Below are 18,543 nucleotides of genomic sequence, written 5' to 3'. Positions count from 1 at the left end.
TTCAAAAGGAATGACAATTATACATGCCTTCGCCGAGTTTCTTTAGCCTAAATACAAAAAAACTCCACAATGCAAGGCACTAACCGAACATTGTGGAGTTTCTTCTTCACTTCGAAATATTATTGTTGTATCCCTATTATTTAATGAAAGTATTTTCTTAACTCCATAAATACTTCGTTCTCAATAATTATTTTTCCGTATTCTTGGAGAACATGAATTGTCATTTTGGAATCTTCTTGAGCATATTCTAATAAAATGCTTAATGCATTTTCTACTTCCTCTTCTGGTATTTCTTCGTCAAGGAACTGTACAAATAAGTAGTATTTATCATTATAGGTATAAAGTTTGGTATCAATTCCTTCTAGTCCCTGTAGTTTGGATAAGGAGATGATGTCCTCAAAATCTTTAAATGTTAGTATAAATTCAAGACTGTCATCGTATTCTTCTTCCCCATCTTTAATGGTAAAGTGTTGATCCATCAAGTCTTCAAATCTTTCATCTACTGGTAAATCCTTCAACTTATCCTCAGGGATAGAAATTTCAAACTTCTGTCCATCTTTTGAAAGCTGTGCTTTTGTAACGAGAATTTCCAACCCTTTTTCTAATGCCTGAACCTGAATCCATAATGGTCCATCAAACATGAAGTCTTCTTCTTGATGCACTTCATCCATCATTTCCCAAAATAGTTCTTCACTACGTTCCCGATTATACCAAATCTCCTCACGCTTAAAACCACGTTCTTCTATATCAATATACGAAATATAAAACTTTACTGTATGATCATTAATTCTTTCAATTTCCATACGCTAACACTCCCTTCAGACTATGATGGAAGGGACAAGAGACCCCCATACAGATTTGTTTTATTCCTTACAATAAATCGTTCTGAAATAAAAATTTATATTTTCCTTGTATTGTACCTTGTACCTTGTACCTTGTACCTTGTACCTTGTACCTTGTACCTTATATTTTATGACAAAAGCTGTATAAATGGAATTAAAATATCTTGGGATCGAAAAAAACCATTAAATACCCATTCAAAAAACATTCACAATTCTCAATTTTCTAAAATAAGCACAGCTTCATTCAGCCTCAGGTTTTATTTCTTTTTAATACCTTATTCCTGTTTCGTTATATTTAGTAGTATTACCTCATAGAAATTATTTCAAACTAAAAAGAAAAAGCAAATAACTATCCGTTTTATCCAAACATATTGATTTTCAGTTTAAGCTAATCATTTAAACTTTTACAAAGCATTCGTTCGTCGCTTCTCTTCCTATTAATAGGATTGAGCCTATTTCCCAAATAAAAAATAAAAATCTGACCAAAGGATGATAAAATCACATCCTATAAAGTCAGATCTTTTTATACTTGCTTATAATTAGTTAACTAATCGTTGAGCTTCTCTTAATTGGAAAGTACGAACTTTTCTTGGTAAGAATCGACGAATTTCATCTTCGTTATACCCAACCTGCAGCCTTTTTTCATCAATTATAATTGGGCGTCTTAATAGCCCTGGATTATTTTGAATAATGCCAAATAAATCTTGTAGCGGCATTGTTTCTAAATTCACATTTAGTTTTTGAAAAGTTTTGCTTCTTGTTGAAATAATCTCATCGGTTCCATCTTCTGTCATGCGAAGAATTTCTTTTATCTCGTCAATTGAAAGAGGCTCTGAGAAAATATTTCTTTCTTTATAAGCAATTTCATGTTCCTCTAACCATGCTTTTGCTTTTCTGCAGGATGTACAACTTGGTGAAGTGTATAATGTTACCATTTTACAAATTCACGCTCCCTTTATTTAGACATGTAATTAACTACATTCATTATAATTATAAATAACTTGAATTTTTTTTTCGAAAATTCTTAAATTATAATTAATTCAATCAAGTAATTTATATTAATTATTATACACTAATTATTTGCTTTATGGTATATGTTTTGAAAAAATTATCCACAAGTATGATTTTTTTCTGTTTATAAGCTTCTATTCTTTGCAATGTTTGTTGGTGTTCTCCTCCTTTATGTAAGAAAAACTCGTTATACTTGTACGAATTCCTCTCTTATTTTGTTGCTTATCATTATAGACGTTTGAAAACAAAAAAAGTTTCAAAAATTTACGGTATCTGTTAGGATATTTGTTTTAAAAATGACCTTATTTTTTAATACCCCTTATTTCTTTTCATTAAACCTATTTCTATTCTCAATTAAAATGTTTTAATGAAAATACGACCTTTACAGATCGTTCATCCTCAACCTATCTTCCTCAAGGGGATTTTATCTTTGCAAGCTAATTAAATTTCGTCAAAAATGTTTTTTTGTTCTTCCTCATCGTTCAATTGCACTACTTTTTCAACTGGTTCATAAGCTTCCCCGTAAAAATGGACATCCTTATATGTATGAATTTTATTATATGTCTTTACCAATGCCTGATAAACGACATCTTCTCCTTCATTATTTGGAGCCCAATAGAGAATTTCCATCGCATTTACTTCTCTAGTTGCTAATGACAACCGTCTATAACCAATCGTTTTTGCATGTTTAAATCCTTCACGCTGATAAAATTTCAATCTCTTTTTTGTATCACTATCCTTATAATTTATAGGTTCCACTTCTAATATAATTGGTTTCCCCTTCTTTTTTAGCTTCTCAACTAATTGATGTCCAAGACCTTGCCCTCTGGCTTCATTAGAAACAAATAAATAATCTATAAAAATAAAGTCCTCCGCTTCCACATACATCAACACATGATATTTGTCTTCATCCTTATGATAATACTCTGGAAAATCCTTAAGCAAAGCTTCCATATGTTCTTGCGATTTCATTTCTTCAACAGGAAAATATTCATTAAGTTTATCGTACCAATGCATTTATTAATCTCCTTTTTCTTCTTTGTTATTCGGTATATAGTTAACATTTTTTGTATAATTATTTCCAGCATTCCATAATAAAAACTCAGAAACCCCTTGATCATTTAAGGCTTGTATCTGCTTTTGAATCTCCTCTTGTCCATATACTTGATAATTATCTTTACCAAGCCATGTCGCTGTGAAGTCTTGGAGCCATGGTCTTGAAATTGGCGGTTTGTCAAGTTGATTTAACTTTTGCTTTTCGACTTTTATATACTCGCTCACAAGTTCATAAGGATGGAGGTCTGGTTTTTCAATGCCAAAATAGGAAGACCAATGGCTTGGATAAATCATCGATGAAATAACATCAACATGTTTACTTATTTTTGAAAAGTTTTGCCCAATACCTGGTGCTTGATCTAAGGTTGCTGTGTATCCAAATATATCAACAGAAACCTTTACATCATATGGTTCGAGTTTTCCTTTCGCATATTCAACAAAATCTGTAACAGCTTCTACTCTTTTTTCCCCTTCTGTTACATTTAATTTCTCATAATCACCCTTCGTATAGGTTAATTTATCTGCCTTATTTTCAAATCCTTCTGGAAAACGAACATAATCAAACTGTATCTCTTGGAAGCCCATTTTCGCCGCTTCCAATGCTAGATTGACATTATATTCCCAGACCTTTTTTTCAAAGGGGTTCACAAAAGCTTCTCCCCTTCCATTTGTCCAAACCTTTTCCCCTTGAACAAAAGACCATTCTGGTTTTTCCTTTGCCAGCACTGAATCTTTAAAAACAACAATGCGTGCAATCGGATAAATTTTCTCTTTTTCAAGCTGTTCCAATAATGCTTTCATGTTCTTTATAGAATCACTCCCAATTTTCTGATAAGGAGAGCTTTCTTCCGGCATAAAGGTCAAATTTCCATGGTCTTCTTTATAATCAATTACCATTGCATTTAAATCCGTATTTTTTACTAAATTGATTAATTGGTTCCACTTGCTCCCACCAATTGAGTGGGCATTTACATATATACCTCTTACCGCATCTGGGTATGAAAAAGTAAAGGAATTGGTTTTCAATCTTGGTAAAGTAGCTGGCAATTGTTTTATCATAACTTCCATTTGTTTTACTGGTTGTTTAGGAATGACCTTCTCCCCTTTAGCCAAAGCGACATTAGGGAATAATAAAGATATAGTTAACCCGAAGGATATTAGTTTTTTATTCACGGCGATAACTCCCATCTATGTACAGTATCCATTATCCACTATCTTGGTATAAATTATGTATTCCTTTTATTGTAACAACTCAAACAAACTTAGGCTATTACTGTTTTTTCTCTTTTGCCACCGTGCTAGTATAAAAAGGCGACACCTCATTATCTCTGAGATTGTCGCCTTTTTTAAAATCATTATTTAGCTACTTGCGTTTTATATTTCTTATATTCACTTTCAGAGCAATAAACAAAATGACCTGGCTTTACTTCTCGCATTTTAAGTTCTTCCCCATCTTGATATTGATGAATCGCAGGATCATAAACAGTTCTTTTTCTTGTGCGCTCTGTTTCTGGATCTGGAAGAGGAATTGCTGATAGTAAGGACTGTGTATATGGATGAATCGGATTATTATATAGCTCATCTGCTGAAGCAATCTCCACTAATTTTCCAAAATACATTACTCCAATACGGTCACTTATATACTTAACCATCGATAAATCATGGGCAATAAATAAATACGTTAATCCCTTTTCCTTTTGAAGTTTCTTCATCAAATTAACAACTTGGGCTTGAATGGAAACATCTAATGCAGAAATCGGTTCATCAGCTATGATAAAATCAGGATCTACAGCTAAAGCACGAGCAATTCCGATTCTTTGTCGCTGCCCACCTGAGAATTCATGGGGATAACGATTAGCATGCTCCTTATTTAATCCAACTGTATGAAGCAAATCGTATACCTTTTCCATTCTTTCACTTCTGTTCTTCGCTAATCCGTGAATATCAATGCCTTCTGCAATAATATCTGCAACAGTCATTCGTGGATTTAATGAAGCATATGGATCTTGGAAGATCATTTGCATTTTACGATTAAATTTCTTTAAATCTGCTCTTGATTTTCTTCCATGCACGTCTTCTCCATTAAATAGAACTTGACCACCGGTTGCATCGTATAGACGAATGATTGTTCTCCCAGTCGTAGATTTCCCGCAGCCTGATTCTCCTACTAGTCCAAGCGTTTCTCCTTTGAAAATATCAAAGGTTATATCATCCACTGCTTTTACTAAGTTAGGAGTGCCCACATTAAAATATTGCTTAAGATTTTTAATTTCTAATAACTTCTCAGCCACTTATTTCTCCCCCTTTACTAATACTGGTGTTTCAAAGTTAGAGGGTAGCTTTCTCATTCTCTCTTTAACAGAAGCAGGTGGTTCTACTGCTGGTGCATTTGGATGTAAGAGCCATGACTTTACAAAATGTGTTTCTGAAACTTGATATAATGGTGGTTCCTGTTCGAAATCAATAGCTAATGCATATGGATTTCTAGCTGCAAACGCATCTCCAACTGGCGGGTTTGTTAAATCCGGCGGTGTCCCTGGTATTGCTGCAAGCTCATCTTCGTTATCATTATCTAAGCTTGGCATAGACGCAAGAAGTCCCCAAGTATAGGGATGTCTTGGATCATAAAAAATTTCATCTACAGTACCCATCTCTACAATTTGACCTGCATACATAACAGCTACACGATCTGCCACATTTGCAACAACCCCTAAGTCATGGGTAATGAAAATAATGCTTGTATCCATTTTGTCTTGCAAATCGTTCATTAAGTCTAAAATTTGCGCTTGAATGGTAACATCTAATGCTGTTGTTGGTTCATCTGCAATTAGCAAATGTGGATTGGCAGCTAAAGCAATGGCAATCATCGCACGCTGTCTCATTCCGCCTGAAAATTCATGTGGATATTGATCCACTCTTTTTTCGGGTTTTGCTATTCCAACTAAGCTTAAAAGTTCTATTGCTTTTTTTTTCGCCTTTTCTTTATTCATTTGCTGATGTTTAATCAGCACTTCCATAATTTGCGTTCCAATTCTCATTGTCGGATTCAAGGATGTCATTGGATCTTGGAAAATCATACTCATTTCTTTTCCACGGATGCTTTCCATCTCTTTATCCGTTTTTTGAACAATATCTTCTCCGTTAAATAAAATTTGTCCGCCTTTAATATGACCTGGAGGCATAGGAATTAATTTCATTAATGTTTGAGAAGTAACACTCTTACCTGATCCGGATTCACCAACAATTGCCAATGTTTCTCCTTTATATAAGTCAAAGGATACTCCACGAACTGCCTGCACTTCTCCTCCATACGTATGGAATGAGACTTGTAAATCCTTTACTTCTAATAATTTTTCCATTTATCTCACTCCTTACTTACGTAGTCTTGGATCAAGAGCATCTCGGATTCCGTCACCTATAACATTAAATGCAAAGATTGTTAAACAAATAAACATTGCCGGGAAGAATAATCGCCATGGGTAATATTGCATCGCTCCGATTCCATCATTAGCCATTGTTCCCCAGCTAGCTAATGGAGGCGTTAACCCTAATCCAAGATAGCTTAAAAACGCTTCTGTAAAAATAGCGTTTGGCACAGTTAGTGTTAAAGTTACAAGAATAGGTCCCATTGCATTAGGAATTAAATGCTTGCCCATTATTCTTGATACTCCTGCTCCTAATGTTCTAGAGGCAAGTATATATTCTTGACTCTTTAAAGATAATACTTGTCCTCGGACCATACGAGCCATATTAATCCAACCTGTAATACTCATCGCTAAAATCATCGTCCAAATTCCTTGTCCAAGCACAACCATTAGAAGGATTACAAGTAATAGGTAAGGAATTCCATATAATACGTCTGCTATACGCATCATCACTTCATCAACCTTACCACCTTTATAACCTGCAATTCCGCCCCAGATTACCCCAATCACTAAGTCGATTAATGCAGCAGCAATCCCAATGAAGAGGGATATCTTTGCCCCATACCAAATACGTTCGAACATATCTCGACCCAATTCATCTGTTCCAAAATAATGCTCTGCACTTGGTGGTTGATTTGTTTTTGTTAGATCATTTTCATAGTAATTGTATGGCGTAAGGAATGGTCCAACAAATGCCATGACGATTAAAAGAATTAATAGTACAAGTCCAAATACTGCAAGTTTATTTTTCTTAAAACGAGTAAATACATCTTTCCAAAAAGACAGACTTGCTTTTGAAATCTTCTCTGATTCAACGCTGCTATTTCCTACTATTTCAAATTTATCTTTCGAAATTTCTTGCATCTTTACTCTCCTTTCTTCCCGCCCGATAATTTAATTCGAGGATCTATTAATCCGTACAATATATCGACAAGAAGAACAGATACTAACAGGATAATACTATAGAAAACAGTAACTCCCATAATAGCTGTATAATCACGATTGTTTATACTTTTTACAAACTGTGATCCTAGTCCCGGGATACCAAAGATTTTTTCAATAACAAAACTTCCTGTAACGATCCCAGCTGATAATGGTCCCATGTAGGAAACAACTGGTAGAATCGCATTACGGATTGCATGCTTTACGGTAATATTAAAGCCGCTAATTCCTTTAGCTTTTGCTGTTTTAATATAATCATTGCTTAATACTTCTAGCATGGAAGATCTAGTTAAACGGGCAATAAATGCTGTTGGACCAGCTGCTAACGCTATTGCCGGCAGGACACTTTGCATAAATGTTCCCCATCTTGCTACAGGGAAAATACCTAGCTTCATCGCAAAAATATATTGTAAAAAAGCAGCCATTATAAAGGAAGGTACGGAGATTCCTAATACAGCAACGATCATTGCCAAATAATCTTGCCATTTATTATGTCTTAATGCAGCAATTACACCCAATGTTACTCCAATTGCTAAAGCAATGAAAATGGCTTCGACTCCCAATACTAAGGAAACGGGGAAGCCCTCATTGATTAATTGATTAACAGTCTGACTCTTATATTTAAAAGATGGACCAAAATCCCATTGAACAACTCTTAGCAAATAATCTCCATATTGAGCATACCAAGGTTGATCAAGACCATAATGGGCATTTAAATTTGCTTCGATTGCAGGTGGCATTTTCTTTTCCGATGTAAATGGGTTACCCGGTGCCATCCTCATGAAGAAAAACGTTGCTGTAATGATTAACCATAAGGACAGCGCCATAAACAGCAAACGTTTTGTCAAGTACTTTATCATGGTTTTACCTCCATTTTTTTCTAAAACAACGCCAATTAGAAAGGAAGAGGATGTCTTAGGGAACGAGCTTCCTAGTGTATCACTCGTTAAATAAGACAGCCTCTTTTATCTCTTTGATCTTGTAGTTCATGAATGGTTTTCTTGTCCTAATTACACAAACAATTTAATAATATTTTTTAACAATTTCTATATGCAATTAGAATTTGAAATCCTTCTAACATGATTGCGGAACAAAGTAATTCCTTTTATTATTCAAAATGCGCCCATTTCAACTGAGCTTCCCCTAAACCTGAAATTACTACATCCTTCAGATTCTCTTTTTGTACCCAAGTGTTTGTATAAAAATATACAGGTGCAATTGGAAGTTCATTCATTAAAATAGCTTCTGCATCTTGTAATAATTGTTTACGCTTCGCTTCATCTGTTTCCTTTTGTGAAGCAATAAGAAGTTTTTTGTATTCTGGATTTTCCCAACCAGTATCATTGTTTCCGCCGTCTGCATCACGATACAATTCTAGGAAGTTAAATGCATCATTGTAGTCACCAGACCATGACATACGCCCAATCTGATAGTCACCAGAATCAATTTTTTCTAAGTAAACTTGCCATTCTTCGTTGTCTAATTCGACATTAATACCAAGGTTTTGTTTCCACATATCTTGAACTGCTTGCGCAATTTTAGCATGTGCTTCACTTGTATTATAAGATAATGTAATTTTTGGTAAGTCTTCTACACTATCATAGCCTTCCTCTTTCAAACCTTTTTCAAGAGCCGCTTTTGCTGCTTCGATATCATTATCTTTAAAGTAGCCTTTTTCGTTTTCAGAAAACATTGTTGGAGGAACAACTGCCATAGCTGGGATTTGTCCACCTTGTGTAATTTGCTCAACAATCGCTTGACGATCAATTGCATATGTTAATGCTTTACGAATATTTTCGTTATTAAATGGTTTTTCTTCCGTATTGAATTTATACCAATACGTTCCTGCTATTGCTTTAATATTTAGGTCCCCATTGTCTTTTAATGCCTTAATAGCATCTGTAGGTAATGAACCAAATGGTAAACCAGCCCAATCTAACTCATCGTTATCAAACATGCTTAATTCCGTTGTTGGATCTTCTACCATTGACATTTCCACGGTCTCTAATTTAACCGAGTCAGCATCCCAATAATCTTCATTTTTTTCTAAAAGAATAGACTCACTATGATTCCACTCTGTCATTTTGAAAGGACCGTTTGTAACATAATCATCGCCAGCATCTTTATACCAATCTGGATTTGCTTCTGCTACATTTTTATTCACTGGGAAATAAGTATAGAAAGCTAGTAATTGTAAGAAGTATGGTGTTGGATTTACTAAAGTTACTTCTAAAGTTTTTTCATCCACTGCTTTAATAGCAACATCATCAAGTTTACCTTCTCCATTATTAGCTGCTTCAGCACCTTTTATGGCATATAATTGATAGGCATATTGTGATTGGTTTTGAGGATCAATAGCCCATTTCCAAGCATATTCAAAATCTGCTGCTGTTACTGGATCACCGTTTGTCCATGTTGCATCTTCACGAATTTTGAATGTATAGTTTAATTGATCGTCTGAAACTTGAATATCTTCGGCCATTGCAGGCTGAGGCACTCCATCTTTATCAATACGAGTTAAACCTTCAAACGTTTGAATTAACACTCCACCAGACGTTGAATCTGTTGCTAGTGCTGGATGTAATGTTGGTGGCTCTGAAACGATGTTCAAGCGCAAGTTCTGTGATGATTTATCACTTCCACCATTGTCATTACCACATGCAGCAAGAAATGCACTTAGCACAAGCACTAAGCTCATTAGTACAAGCATTCTTTTTCTCATGTAATTACCCCCTAAATAATTTTCCTCAAATGGAACTTCGAAAATAGCTTTCCCATTCTAAACCTTAGAATACACAAGCAATCATTTCCTAAATAGTCTGTTAATTATAATAAACGACTATTGATGTATTAAAAACGATTAAATGCAAACCCCCATACATAGCGTTCAATATTATTATTTCGAAATAACTATTTCGCTAGTTCAACCTTTTATGTATTCTTATGTGTTTTAAAAAGTCTGAAAATACAACTACCTAATCCATTCGTAATCACAATTATATAATTGGAATATTTTTTACGCAAGAACTATGTAGAATTTTGTAGAATAAAAACAAATCAGAAATATACAAATCTACAGAATAATTATATTAATATAAATTTATCTAAATTTTTTTAATTCATAGAATTCATTTAACCGTTCTCATCTTCCTCATTTACCTTTAGACGAATCATTTATCTTTCTTTTATCTGGCTCACTCTTTCTGTTTCTTCCACATATAGACTAAGCTGTTTTAAATCTGCATCTACCATCTACTACACTAAATCCAATTTACATGCCGTATACCTTCAACACTCCTTTAGAAACAACATTACTAATAGAAATCCACCATTTTTTCTATGAAAAACGACAAACTTTGAGAAAACAGCCTTTGAATATCAACTAATCATGCTAAAATGGTTATAATAATGAATATAATGTAGTTTCTGGGTTCTCTCTTTTTTGCTCTTTTTAACGAAAAAGTTGCTTTCTGATGCGAAGTGTACTTCACTAACGAGCGCTATACCAACGAATAGAAACCTAGTAAATAATATGAACAGTTTGTTTAGAGGATGCTGTCAACTAAACATTCGTGTCTAGAATACATAATGGAGGAAGTATTATAATGAAAACTATCTTTTCTGGGATTCAACCAAGCGGCACTATAACTTTAGGAAATTATATTGGTGCTTTAAGTCAATTTGTCGAGCTACAAGATGAATATAATTGTTTCTTCTGTATCGTCGATCAACATGCGATTACAGTACCTCAAGATCGAATGGTATTAAGAAAAAATATCCGCAGTTTAGCTGCACTTTACTTAGCAGTAGGTATTGATCCTAATAAAGCAACTCTATTCATTCAATCAGAAGTACCTGCCCATGCCCAAGGAGCATGGTTAATGCAATGTATCTCTTATATTGGAGAATTAGAGCGAATGACACAATTTAAGGACAAATCGACTGGTAAAGATGCTGTTTCTGCTGCATTATTAACATACCCACCATTAATGGCGGCAGATATTCTTCTATATAGTACAGATATCGTTCCAGTTGGAGAAGACCAAAAGCAACATCTTGAATTAACGCGTGATCTCGCAGAGAGATTTAATAAAAAATACAATGATATTTTGACAATACCTGAAGTTAGAATTCCAAAAGTAGGGGCAAGAATTATGTCTCTTCAGGATCCTACGAAAAAAATGAGTAAATCGGATACTAACAACAAAGCTACTATTACGTTATTAGACGAGCCAGCACAGATTATTAAAAAAATCAAAAGTGCCGTTACAGATTCAGAAGGTGTTGTTAAATTCGATCGAGAAAATAAGCCGGGAGTTTCTAACTTGCTTTCCATTTATTCTATCCTCTCTGGAGAAAGCGTGGAGAGTCTGGAAGCCAAATATGAAGGAAAAGGATACGGGGATTTCAAGTCAGATTTAGCAAATGTTGTGGTTGATGCATTAAAACCAATCCAAGAGAAATACAATGAGCTTATGAACTCTACTGAATTAGATGATATATTAGATGATGGAGCAGCAAAAGCTAATAAAGTAGCTGGTAAAATGATTAAGAAAATGGAAAATGCGATGGGATTAGGACGTAAGCGTCGTTAATTTAAATCTCTTATGGAAACGATGGAAAAGAGGATGTTCCTTTATTCCTACTGATTGATTATTTCTTGGAAAAACAAAATTTTCGAGTAATAAATCTTTAAAATCGAAGAGGAATGAAGCGGAAGACACTCGAGGCGCCGGGGAGGAATCTTAAGACTAGCCCATGGAAAGCGACGTGTATTCAGACTGCGAGCTTCTTCCCAAAATAAAAAAAACGAACAATTATGCATATCGTGATTGTTCGTTTTTTTTTATTAGTTGAAATACTTATGTCCCAGCCTTTATACTTATGCAAACTGGAGATTTTCATAAATCCCTATTTTATATAGTAATTTCTCCACTGAAAACGCTTAGTTTACCTTCGGACCATGCTCCATTTCCCATAGCTTTTCAAAAAACGGCTGACCTTTTATAATATTCTCACAAAAATGCTCATGCTTTTTAGACCAACCATACTTTGTACATTCATATAGTTCCTTCCATGCATTCTCAAAATCTAAGTGCTGAATCTCAAAATAACGTTCTGGACTCCATTCTGTGTACCAATAACGAACCTCTGCAACATTTTCAGAAGAATACAGTTGATCTAACGCCATAAACAATAATTGCTTTAATTGTCTTTCTTTTCTTGTTAATCCATTCATCACATGAGGTTCAGGTGATAAAATATGGAATTCTTTCTTTTCTTCATTGTTTTGAAAGTTATAATGAATCGTTTCTTGATTTTCAAGCAATTCATAGGCCAATTGTTCTTGTCTAGGTATCATTCGACTTTTCCTAATCGGAACAGAATATCCAATTGTATCTACTACTAAAAGTCCAATTCCATCAGAAACTACAAAACAATAATCTAATTGAATTCGTTCATGATTTTTTCGTAGATATGCTTTTTGATAAATTTCTTCTAATAATTGTCGTGGTAGTTCCGCCAAATCGTTTTCTATGTAATTGAATAAACAAGAGTCTACTTTTACTAGCGGAACTTGATCTAATAATTCAACACCATCATCTTTTCTCCATTCATGAAAGTGACAAACATTATATCCGTTTTCTTCTCCTTCAAACCAATTTACCCAAACATCATGAAGATACTGCATATTTTATCCCTCACTTCAACAACTGTTTGTCCATAAGTATTGGCAGAGCGTAGTAAATTTATTCCTATTTTCAAAGGATTATTTTATAATCCTCTATCTGATATGAAAAATATCTATCTTTCATGTATTCAGTTTGCTACGTATTTCTCTTTTTCTATAATTACTAAGAAGAAAGATAAGCAGAAGATATTTTCTTATTGAACCTATTATCATAATATGTACAAACTTTCCTTTCATGTCTTTTTTATTTCGTTTTCAGCCCCTTTTGCTAATTATTTATCCAGTTAAATTATTCTAATAGAAAGGAAATAAGTCTAAGACATAAGTACTTAAACCTAAGAAAAAGCCAACCAATCATACGGAATTTTGATTGGTTGGCTTTTAGTTTTTCAATAGACATTTATTTATAAAAAGGCTTCACTTTTTATCGTAAACTGCATCTTTGCTGTTTGTTTTTTCTTTTGAAAATAGGAATTGACAAGATAAAATCCTGTATTGTACCCAATCATGCGTGGATAGCGTCCATGTCCATACAAGAGTTGATCATGTTTCGTCTCTGTTTTTTTTACATCTAAATGTTCCTTTAGCTCCTTCTCCCAAAATTGCTTAACCTCTTCTTCCTCATACAGGTGGCACCAGCTTGCATTATATGCCTTCCCACAGTTTTCTTTAACAGCAAACTCTGCTAATCCTTCCATGATGATAGAATCTAATAAGGTATAATCCTCTATTGGTTTTTTCAGACAATGCATGCGACATACATGATGATATTCGTGAATAAAAAGAGCCTCTAATTCTTTATCGTCCGTTACTTCCCCAACAAATAAAAATAGCTGATTAGGAAATGATACACCTGATTTGTTTTCATCCCCTCTCCATGTCATCTGAAAAGGAAAAAGATAAATAGGTACATCGGGTCCATCCCATTTTTTCTTATACTTTTTATAAAACCTCTCTACTTTATTCCAGGTTTCTAATTCTTTCATCTTCTCAAAAGTTTGTTTGGAACGCCTTGATGGTTTATACATTCCAAATCCATTTAAATAACGATAAATATTATGAGAGTCGTCTCCATCAAAGGAAGCTTTCATGTTTTCACATATAGAAGTCGGCTCATAAAAATGTTCCTCGAGCCATTTCTTTGTATTGATTATCCCCACCAATATTTCCCCTCTATTTCATTTTATTCTGTTCATTTAATCAGTATATGAATGGTGAATTGATGGCGTTCCAATGCAACTAATCTCTATTATTGAAAATAGGGGCGTGGACAAAATTAAATAACTAATCTTTAAAGACGAACACTCTCTAATTTAGCTCTTAAATAAAGCTACTTTCTCATGATGGTTATCTATGTTTTTTAAATATAGTCAAGTATAAAAACTAAGTCGTTCCATTGCGCTACAGACGCTCGCTTTCCGCGGGGAGGAAGCTCCTCGCTGCGCTGCGGGGTCTCAGCCTTTCCTCCACTTCCCGCAGGAGTCGAACGTCCTCCGCTCCATTACACTTCGTTTTTTAAACCTTTTTCTAAAAAAATAAAAGCGAACATTTACGCGAATTAATCACATTATAGTTCGTGTTTATTGTTAGTTGAGATGCTTATGTCCCATCCTCTATATAAATTATCTATGTGTTTCTTTCATGATTCTACTTCCGCATCCACAAATAATGGAGTGTTTTAATTTTTTGATTGGCTGTTTACACTCTAAACAAATGAACTCGCTTTTTCGCTTAGCCTTTTGAACATTGTTCACAGGTTCCGTAAAATTGGAGACTATGGGAGCTGATATTGAATTTAGATATGGATTTCGCAAATGATTCTACCTCCCTTAATGTAGGATACCAAATATCCACTATTTCACCGCAATCGCTACAGACAATATGATAATGTTCTTCTTTTTTCCATTCATATTTACTTAATCCTTCGCCAAATTGTATCGCTTTCAATAGCTCTAATTCTATAAATAAATGGATGTTATTATAAACAGTAGTAATACTTACCGAAGGCATATTCTCATTTAGGACATGATAAATTTCATCTACTGTCCAATGCTTATTGTCTTTAGATAGAATATTAATTAATTCAAGTCTCTGTGGTGTAAGACGAATATTTTTTTCTTTCAACAGGTTTTTAGCCTTTTCTATACTAAGCATAGAATTCTTCCTTTCTACGTAATATCTTCTTAAATAGTAAGTTCACCCTCGAAGAAAGCGTTTTCTTTTAAACATTAAAAATTTCCGAATTTATACCTTAAATAATAGAATTATAGTTTTAATTATATACACTTTATAATAATAGTCAATATTAATTTAAAATAATTATAAATAAAGATTGGATTGGTTTCATTTTTGCAATAAAAAAACTGCTAAGATTCAAGTTGTTAATGAATCCTAGCAGTTTTAATACATGACTATTTTATTAGTAGGAGCTTTTCAACAATCCTTGAATTAATTACATAAATAAGCGAAGTATTTATTGATATTTTTTAAATACAATAGTAGCGTTATGGCCGCCGAAGCCTAGGGAATTACTCATTGCTACATTTACTTCTTGCTTTCTATGGGCATTAATTACATAATCTAAATCACAATCTGGATCTGCTGTTTCAAAATTAATTGTTGGTGGAAGAATGCTGTCTCTAATTGCCAAGACGCTAAAAATAGCTTCGACTCCACCTGCTGCTCCAAGCAAATGACCAGTCATGGATTTTGTTGAGCTCATTGGGACTTTATAAGCATACTCTCCAAAGACTTCTTTAACAGCCATCGTTTCAAATTTATCATTATATGCTGTGCTTGTTCCATGTGCGTTAATATAAGAAACATCTTCTGGTGCAAGTCCGGCATCATTAATTGCCATTTTCATGGCTCTTGCTCCACCTTCTCCTCCGGGTGCAGGGGAAGTAATATGATAAGCATCTCCTGTGGAACCATATCCTACTATTTCTGCATAAATGTTAGCACCTCTTGCTAAAGCATGCTCCAATTCTTCTAGCACCACAATTCCTGCACCTTCACCAATTACAAATCCATCACGATTCGCATCGAATGGTCTACTTGCTGTTTTAGGATCTGGATTAAAGGATAAAGCGGTATTTGCGCAGAAACCAGCTACGGACATCTTTGTAATCGGCGCCTCTGCTCCACCAGTAATCATCGCATCAGCATCTCCACGCTGAATAACTTTAAATGCGTCTCCAATAGAGTTTGTTCCCGTTGCACATGCAGTAACAGTACAAGAATTCACTCCTCTTGCACCTAATGTTATCGAAACTTGTCCAGATGCCATATCTGGAATTAACATCGGTACAAAGAAAGGGCTTACTCGTTTATAGCCTCTTTTTTGGAACATTTCATATTGATTTTCGAACGTTTCCATTCCGCCAATCCCGGAACCAATCCACACGCCAATACGAGGAGCATTATCATCTGTTATTTGTAAATTAGCATCTTTTACAGCCATTAAGGATGCTGCAACCGCATATTGTGTAAAACGATCCATTTTTCTAGCATCTTTTTTTTCCATAAAATCTTCCGGATTGAAATCCTTCACTTCTGCTGCTACCTTTGCGGGATATTCATCAGCATTAATTCTTGTGAGTGGTCCAATTCCCGAAACTCCAGCTATAATATTATCCCATGTAGTTACTGCATCATTACCAAGTGGCGTTACAGCTCCAATACCAGTAACAACTACTCTTCTATTCGTACTCATGTCCTATTCTCCTTTTTGCTATATTTATCAACATAAATCTGCTAGTTTTCTTTTTACAAATCAAGGAATCTTTTATCTTCCCCAACGCATAGCAATTGCACCCCAAGTCAAGCCTCCACCGAAACCGACCATTACAAGGACATCATCCTCTTTAATTTTACCTGCTTCTAATTCTTCCACTAAGGAAATGGGAATAGATGCCGCACTTGTATTTCCATATTTATGAACTGTTTTGGATAACTTCTCTTCTGGTAAATCCAATCTTTGTCTTGACGCTTCCATGATGCGAATGTTCGCTTGATGTGGAATAAGGAAATCTACATCTTCCTTGGACAATCCTGCTTTTACCAACACATTTTCACTGCTTTCGCCCATTTGACGAACCGCAAATTTAAAGACTTCTCTACCATTCATGTAAATATAGTCTTCATCATCTAAATAAAGATGTTTCCCACCAGAACCATCTGCTCCTAATTCGAATGAAAGAATCCCTCTTCCATCTGAAACTTTACCTAGTACAGCAGCTCCAGCTCCATCCCCAAAGAGTACAGCTGTATTACGATCTTCCCAATTTGTAATTTTAGAAAGCTTCTCTACGCCAACAACCAGTACATATTTATAAACCCCTGTATCAATAAATTGCTTTGCTGTCACCATACCATACATAAATCCTGCACATGCCGCACTTAAATCCATTGCTGCAGCCTTTTTTGCACCTAGTTTTTCTTGAATCATACATGCAACAGATGGAAATGACTGATCAGGTGTAACCGTTGCGACCATTATCATATCAATATCTTCTGGATGAATGCCAGCATCAGCAATTGCTTTCTTTGCTGCTGCTAATGCAATATCCGATGTATCTGTATTGTCGTCCGCTATTCTTCGTTCTTCTATGCCAGTTCGCGTTCTTATCCATTCATCATTTGTATCAACCATTTTCTCTAAATCAAAGTTTGTTAAAATTTTTTCTGGAAGTTCACGGCCAATACCAATTATTCCTGTACCCAAAGCTTTCAGCTCCTTTATATTCACCGGTTACCCGGTATCTCTCTCTTATTTGTTTTAATGCAGTTATTCCTTATCCTCATTTAAAAAATTGTCATGTATATTCATCCCTCAGTGATCTATAAACAAAATAAGGATGTTTTTTTTAGTTTACCCTAATTTGTTCAATATGGTCTAAATAGAAAGGAGAAAATTACAGTATTACATTAATATATTATTATCAATTATTATGACTTGGTACTAATTTTATCAAATTCCTCCTCTCTTTTGCAACATATTTTGTTTTCTATTACATTGGTCTAAGCATTTACCGATGTTTTTCATAACATATTAAGAGCATAATTTAGAATGTATTAGAGGAGGAAGAAATGTGGACGATTATAAAGAGGAACTATCTGATGAGAAAGATCAAAAGGATGTTATAGCAGATGAAAAAACAGAAATGGATCACTTTTCTCTATTTATGTTTGGTACAAACAGTCGTTCCATAAGAAAAAAGGAGTCACCAGAACATTCTCAACGAACGGATGTGGAGCCTTCCATTTCAAGAGGAGTTAAAGGAGATGATTGGATTCTTGGTAGAAGTAATAGGCAATCCAATCAGGTAGAAGAAAAGGAGGAAAATGCAAATTTTGATGCTGTTGCAAACTTTATAAATCAAATAGACCTTGAACTCCTTATGAAGAATGTCGATATGTTTATGACATCAGCGAATGATTTAAAGCCTCTATTCAAAAAAATAACCCCTTTCGTAAAAAAATGGATGGATTAACTTAGTATGAATTGATTACTTGTTAGTCCATTCCCATTTTTGATTCTATTTTATCTTCTTGCAATACATTAAAAATTATT

16 protein-coding genes are annotated in these 18,543 nt (G+C 34.4%); 2 read left to right on the top strand and 14 right to left on the bottom strand.

Annotated elements, in window-relative coordinates; genetic code table 11:
- Positions 1-140: 140 nt before the first annotated feature.
- From mecA to ACWNMZ_RS22870, 9 genes are all read right to left on the bottom strand, one after another.
- Entirely contained in the window at positions 141-803 is a 663-nt protein-coding gene (gene mecA / locus ACWNMZ_RS22910) for an adaptor protein MecA (RefSeq protein ID WP_031539974.1), read from the bottom strand.
- A gap of 578 nt (positions 804-1,381) precedes the next feature.
- Positions 1,382-1,777 (bottom strand): transcriptional regulator SpxA, encoded by a 396-nt coding sequence (spxA, locus tag ACWNMZ_RS22905; protein ID WP_031538220.1) that lies wholly within the window; start codon positions 1,775-1,777, stop codon positions 1,382-1,384.
- A 517-nt stretch (positions 1,778-2,294) separates the two neighbouring features.
- Complete coding sequence (locus ACWNMZ_RS22900; RefSeq protein ID WP_031538219.1) at positions 2,295-2,870, bottom strand: GNAT family N-acetyltransferase; 576 nt, start codon at positions 2,868-2,870, stop codon at positions 2,295-2,297.
- A gap of 3 nt (positions 2,871-2,873) precedes the next feature.
- A complete protein-coding gene (locus ACWNMZ_RS22895) occupies positions 2,874-4,097 on the bottom strand; it encodes a putative glycoside hydrolase (RefSeq protein WP_035416518.1) in 1,224 nt (407 codons plus the stop codon).
- Between the two features lie 167 nt (positions 4,098-4,264).
- On the bottom strand, positions 4,265-5,200 hold the full coding sequence (locus tag ACWNMZ_RS22890; RefSeq protein WP_031538217.1) for an ABC transporter ATP-binding protein: 936 nt from the start codon (positions 5,198-5,200) through the stop codon (positions 4,265-4,267).
- Entirely contained in the window at positions 5,201-6,268 is a 1,068-nt protein-coding gene (locus ACWNMZ_RS22885) for an ABC transporter ATP-binding protein (RefSeq protein WP_031538216.1), read from the bottom strand. It lies immediately after the preceding gene.
- Positions 6,269-6,280: 12 nt separating this feature from the next.
- Complete coding sequence (locus ACWNMZ_RS22880) at positions 6,281-7,198, bottom strand: ABC transporter permease (RefSeq protein WP_031538215.1); 918 nt, start codon at positions 7,196-7,198, stop codon at positions 6,281-6,283.
- 2 nt (positions 7,199-7,200) lie between these two features.
- A complete protein-coding gene (locus tag ACWNMZ_RS22875; protein ID WP_235251667.1) occupies positions 7,201-8,136 on the bottom strand; it encodes an ABC transporter permease in 936 nt (311 codons plus the stop codon).
- A 248-nt stretch (positions 8,137-8,384) separates the two neighbouring features.
- Entirely contained in the window at positions 8,385-9,998 is a 1,614-nt protein-coding gene (locus ACWNMZ_RS22870) for a peptide ABC transporter substrate-binding protein (protein WP_031538213.1), read from the bottom strand.
- Positions 9,999-10,881: 883 nt separating this feature from the next.
- Between ACWNMZ_RS22870 and trpS the strand changes: the two genes are divergently transcribed.
- Entirely contained in the window at positions 10,882-11,871 is a 990-nt protein-coding gene (gene trpS, locus ACWNMZ_RS22865; protein WP_031538212.1) for a tryptophan--tRNA ligase, read from the top strand.
- Between the two features lie 350 nt (positions 11,872-12,221).
- Here trpS and ACWNMZ_RS22860 read toward each other — a convergent pair whose 3' ends face one another.
- The 5 genes from ACWNMZ_RS22860 to ACWNMZ_RS22840 all read right to left on the bottom strand — a co-directional run bounded on the left by ACWNMZ_RS22860 (position 12,222) and on the right by ACWNMZ_RS22840 (position 17,694).
- Positions 12,222-12,968 carry a YjbA family protein gene (locus ACWNMZ_RS22860; protein ID WP_031538211.1) on the bottom strand — a complete coding sequence of 249 codons (747 nt, stop codon included), beginning with the start codon at positions 12,966-12,968 and terminating at the stop codon, positions 12,222-12,224.
- Positions 12,969-13,372: 404 nt separating this feature from the next.
- Positions 13,373-14,128, bottom strand: a complete 756-nt coding sequence (locus ACWNMZ_RS22855) for a DUF2268 domain-containing protein (RefSeq protein ID WP_031538210.1) — start codon at positions 14,126-14,128, stop codon at positions 13,373-13,375.
- A 571-nt stretch (positions 14,129-14,699) separates the two neighbouring features.
- A complete protein-coding gene (locus tag ACWNMZ_RS22850) occupies positions 14,700-15,122 on the bottom strand; it encodes a Fur family transcriptional regulator (RefSeq protein WP_031538209.1) in 423 nt (140 codons plus the stop codon).
- 319 nt (positions 15,123-15,441) lie between these two features.
- Positions 15,442-16,683, bottom strand: coding sequence for a beta-ketoacyl-ACP synthase II (gene fabF / locus ACWNMZ_RS22845; RefSeq protein ID WP_349204103.1), 1,242 nt, complete (start codon positions 16,681-16,683; stop codon positions 15,442-15,444).
- 72 nt (positions 16,684-16,755) lie between these two features.
- Entirely contained in the window at positions 16,756-17,694 is a 939-nt protein-coding gene (locus tag ACWNMZ_RS22840) for a beta-ketoacyl-ACP synthase III (RefSeq protein WP_235251671.1), read from the bottom strand.
- A 367-nt stretch (positions 17,695-18,061) separates the two neighbouring features.
- On the opposite strand from ACWNMZ_RS22840, the gene ACWNMZ_RS22835 reads away from it, so the two are divergent.
- Entirely contained in the window at positions 18,062-18,463 is a 402-nt protein-coding gene (locus ACWNMZ_RS22835) for a hypothetical protein (protein WP_349204105.1), read from the top strand.
- Positions 18,464-18,543 lie beyond the last annotated feature (80 nt).

It is taken from the genome of Niallia sp. Marseille-Q9988, assembly GCF_976954375.1.
The sequence above is the reverse complement of the archived record's forward strand: the minus strand, read 5'-3'. Positions and strand labels throughout refer to the sequence as shown.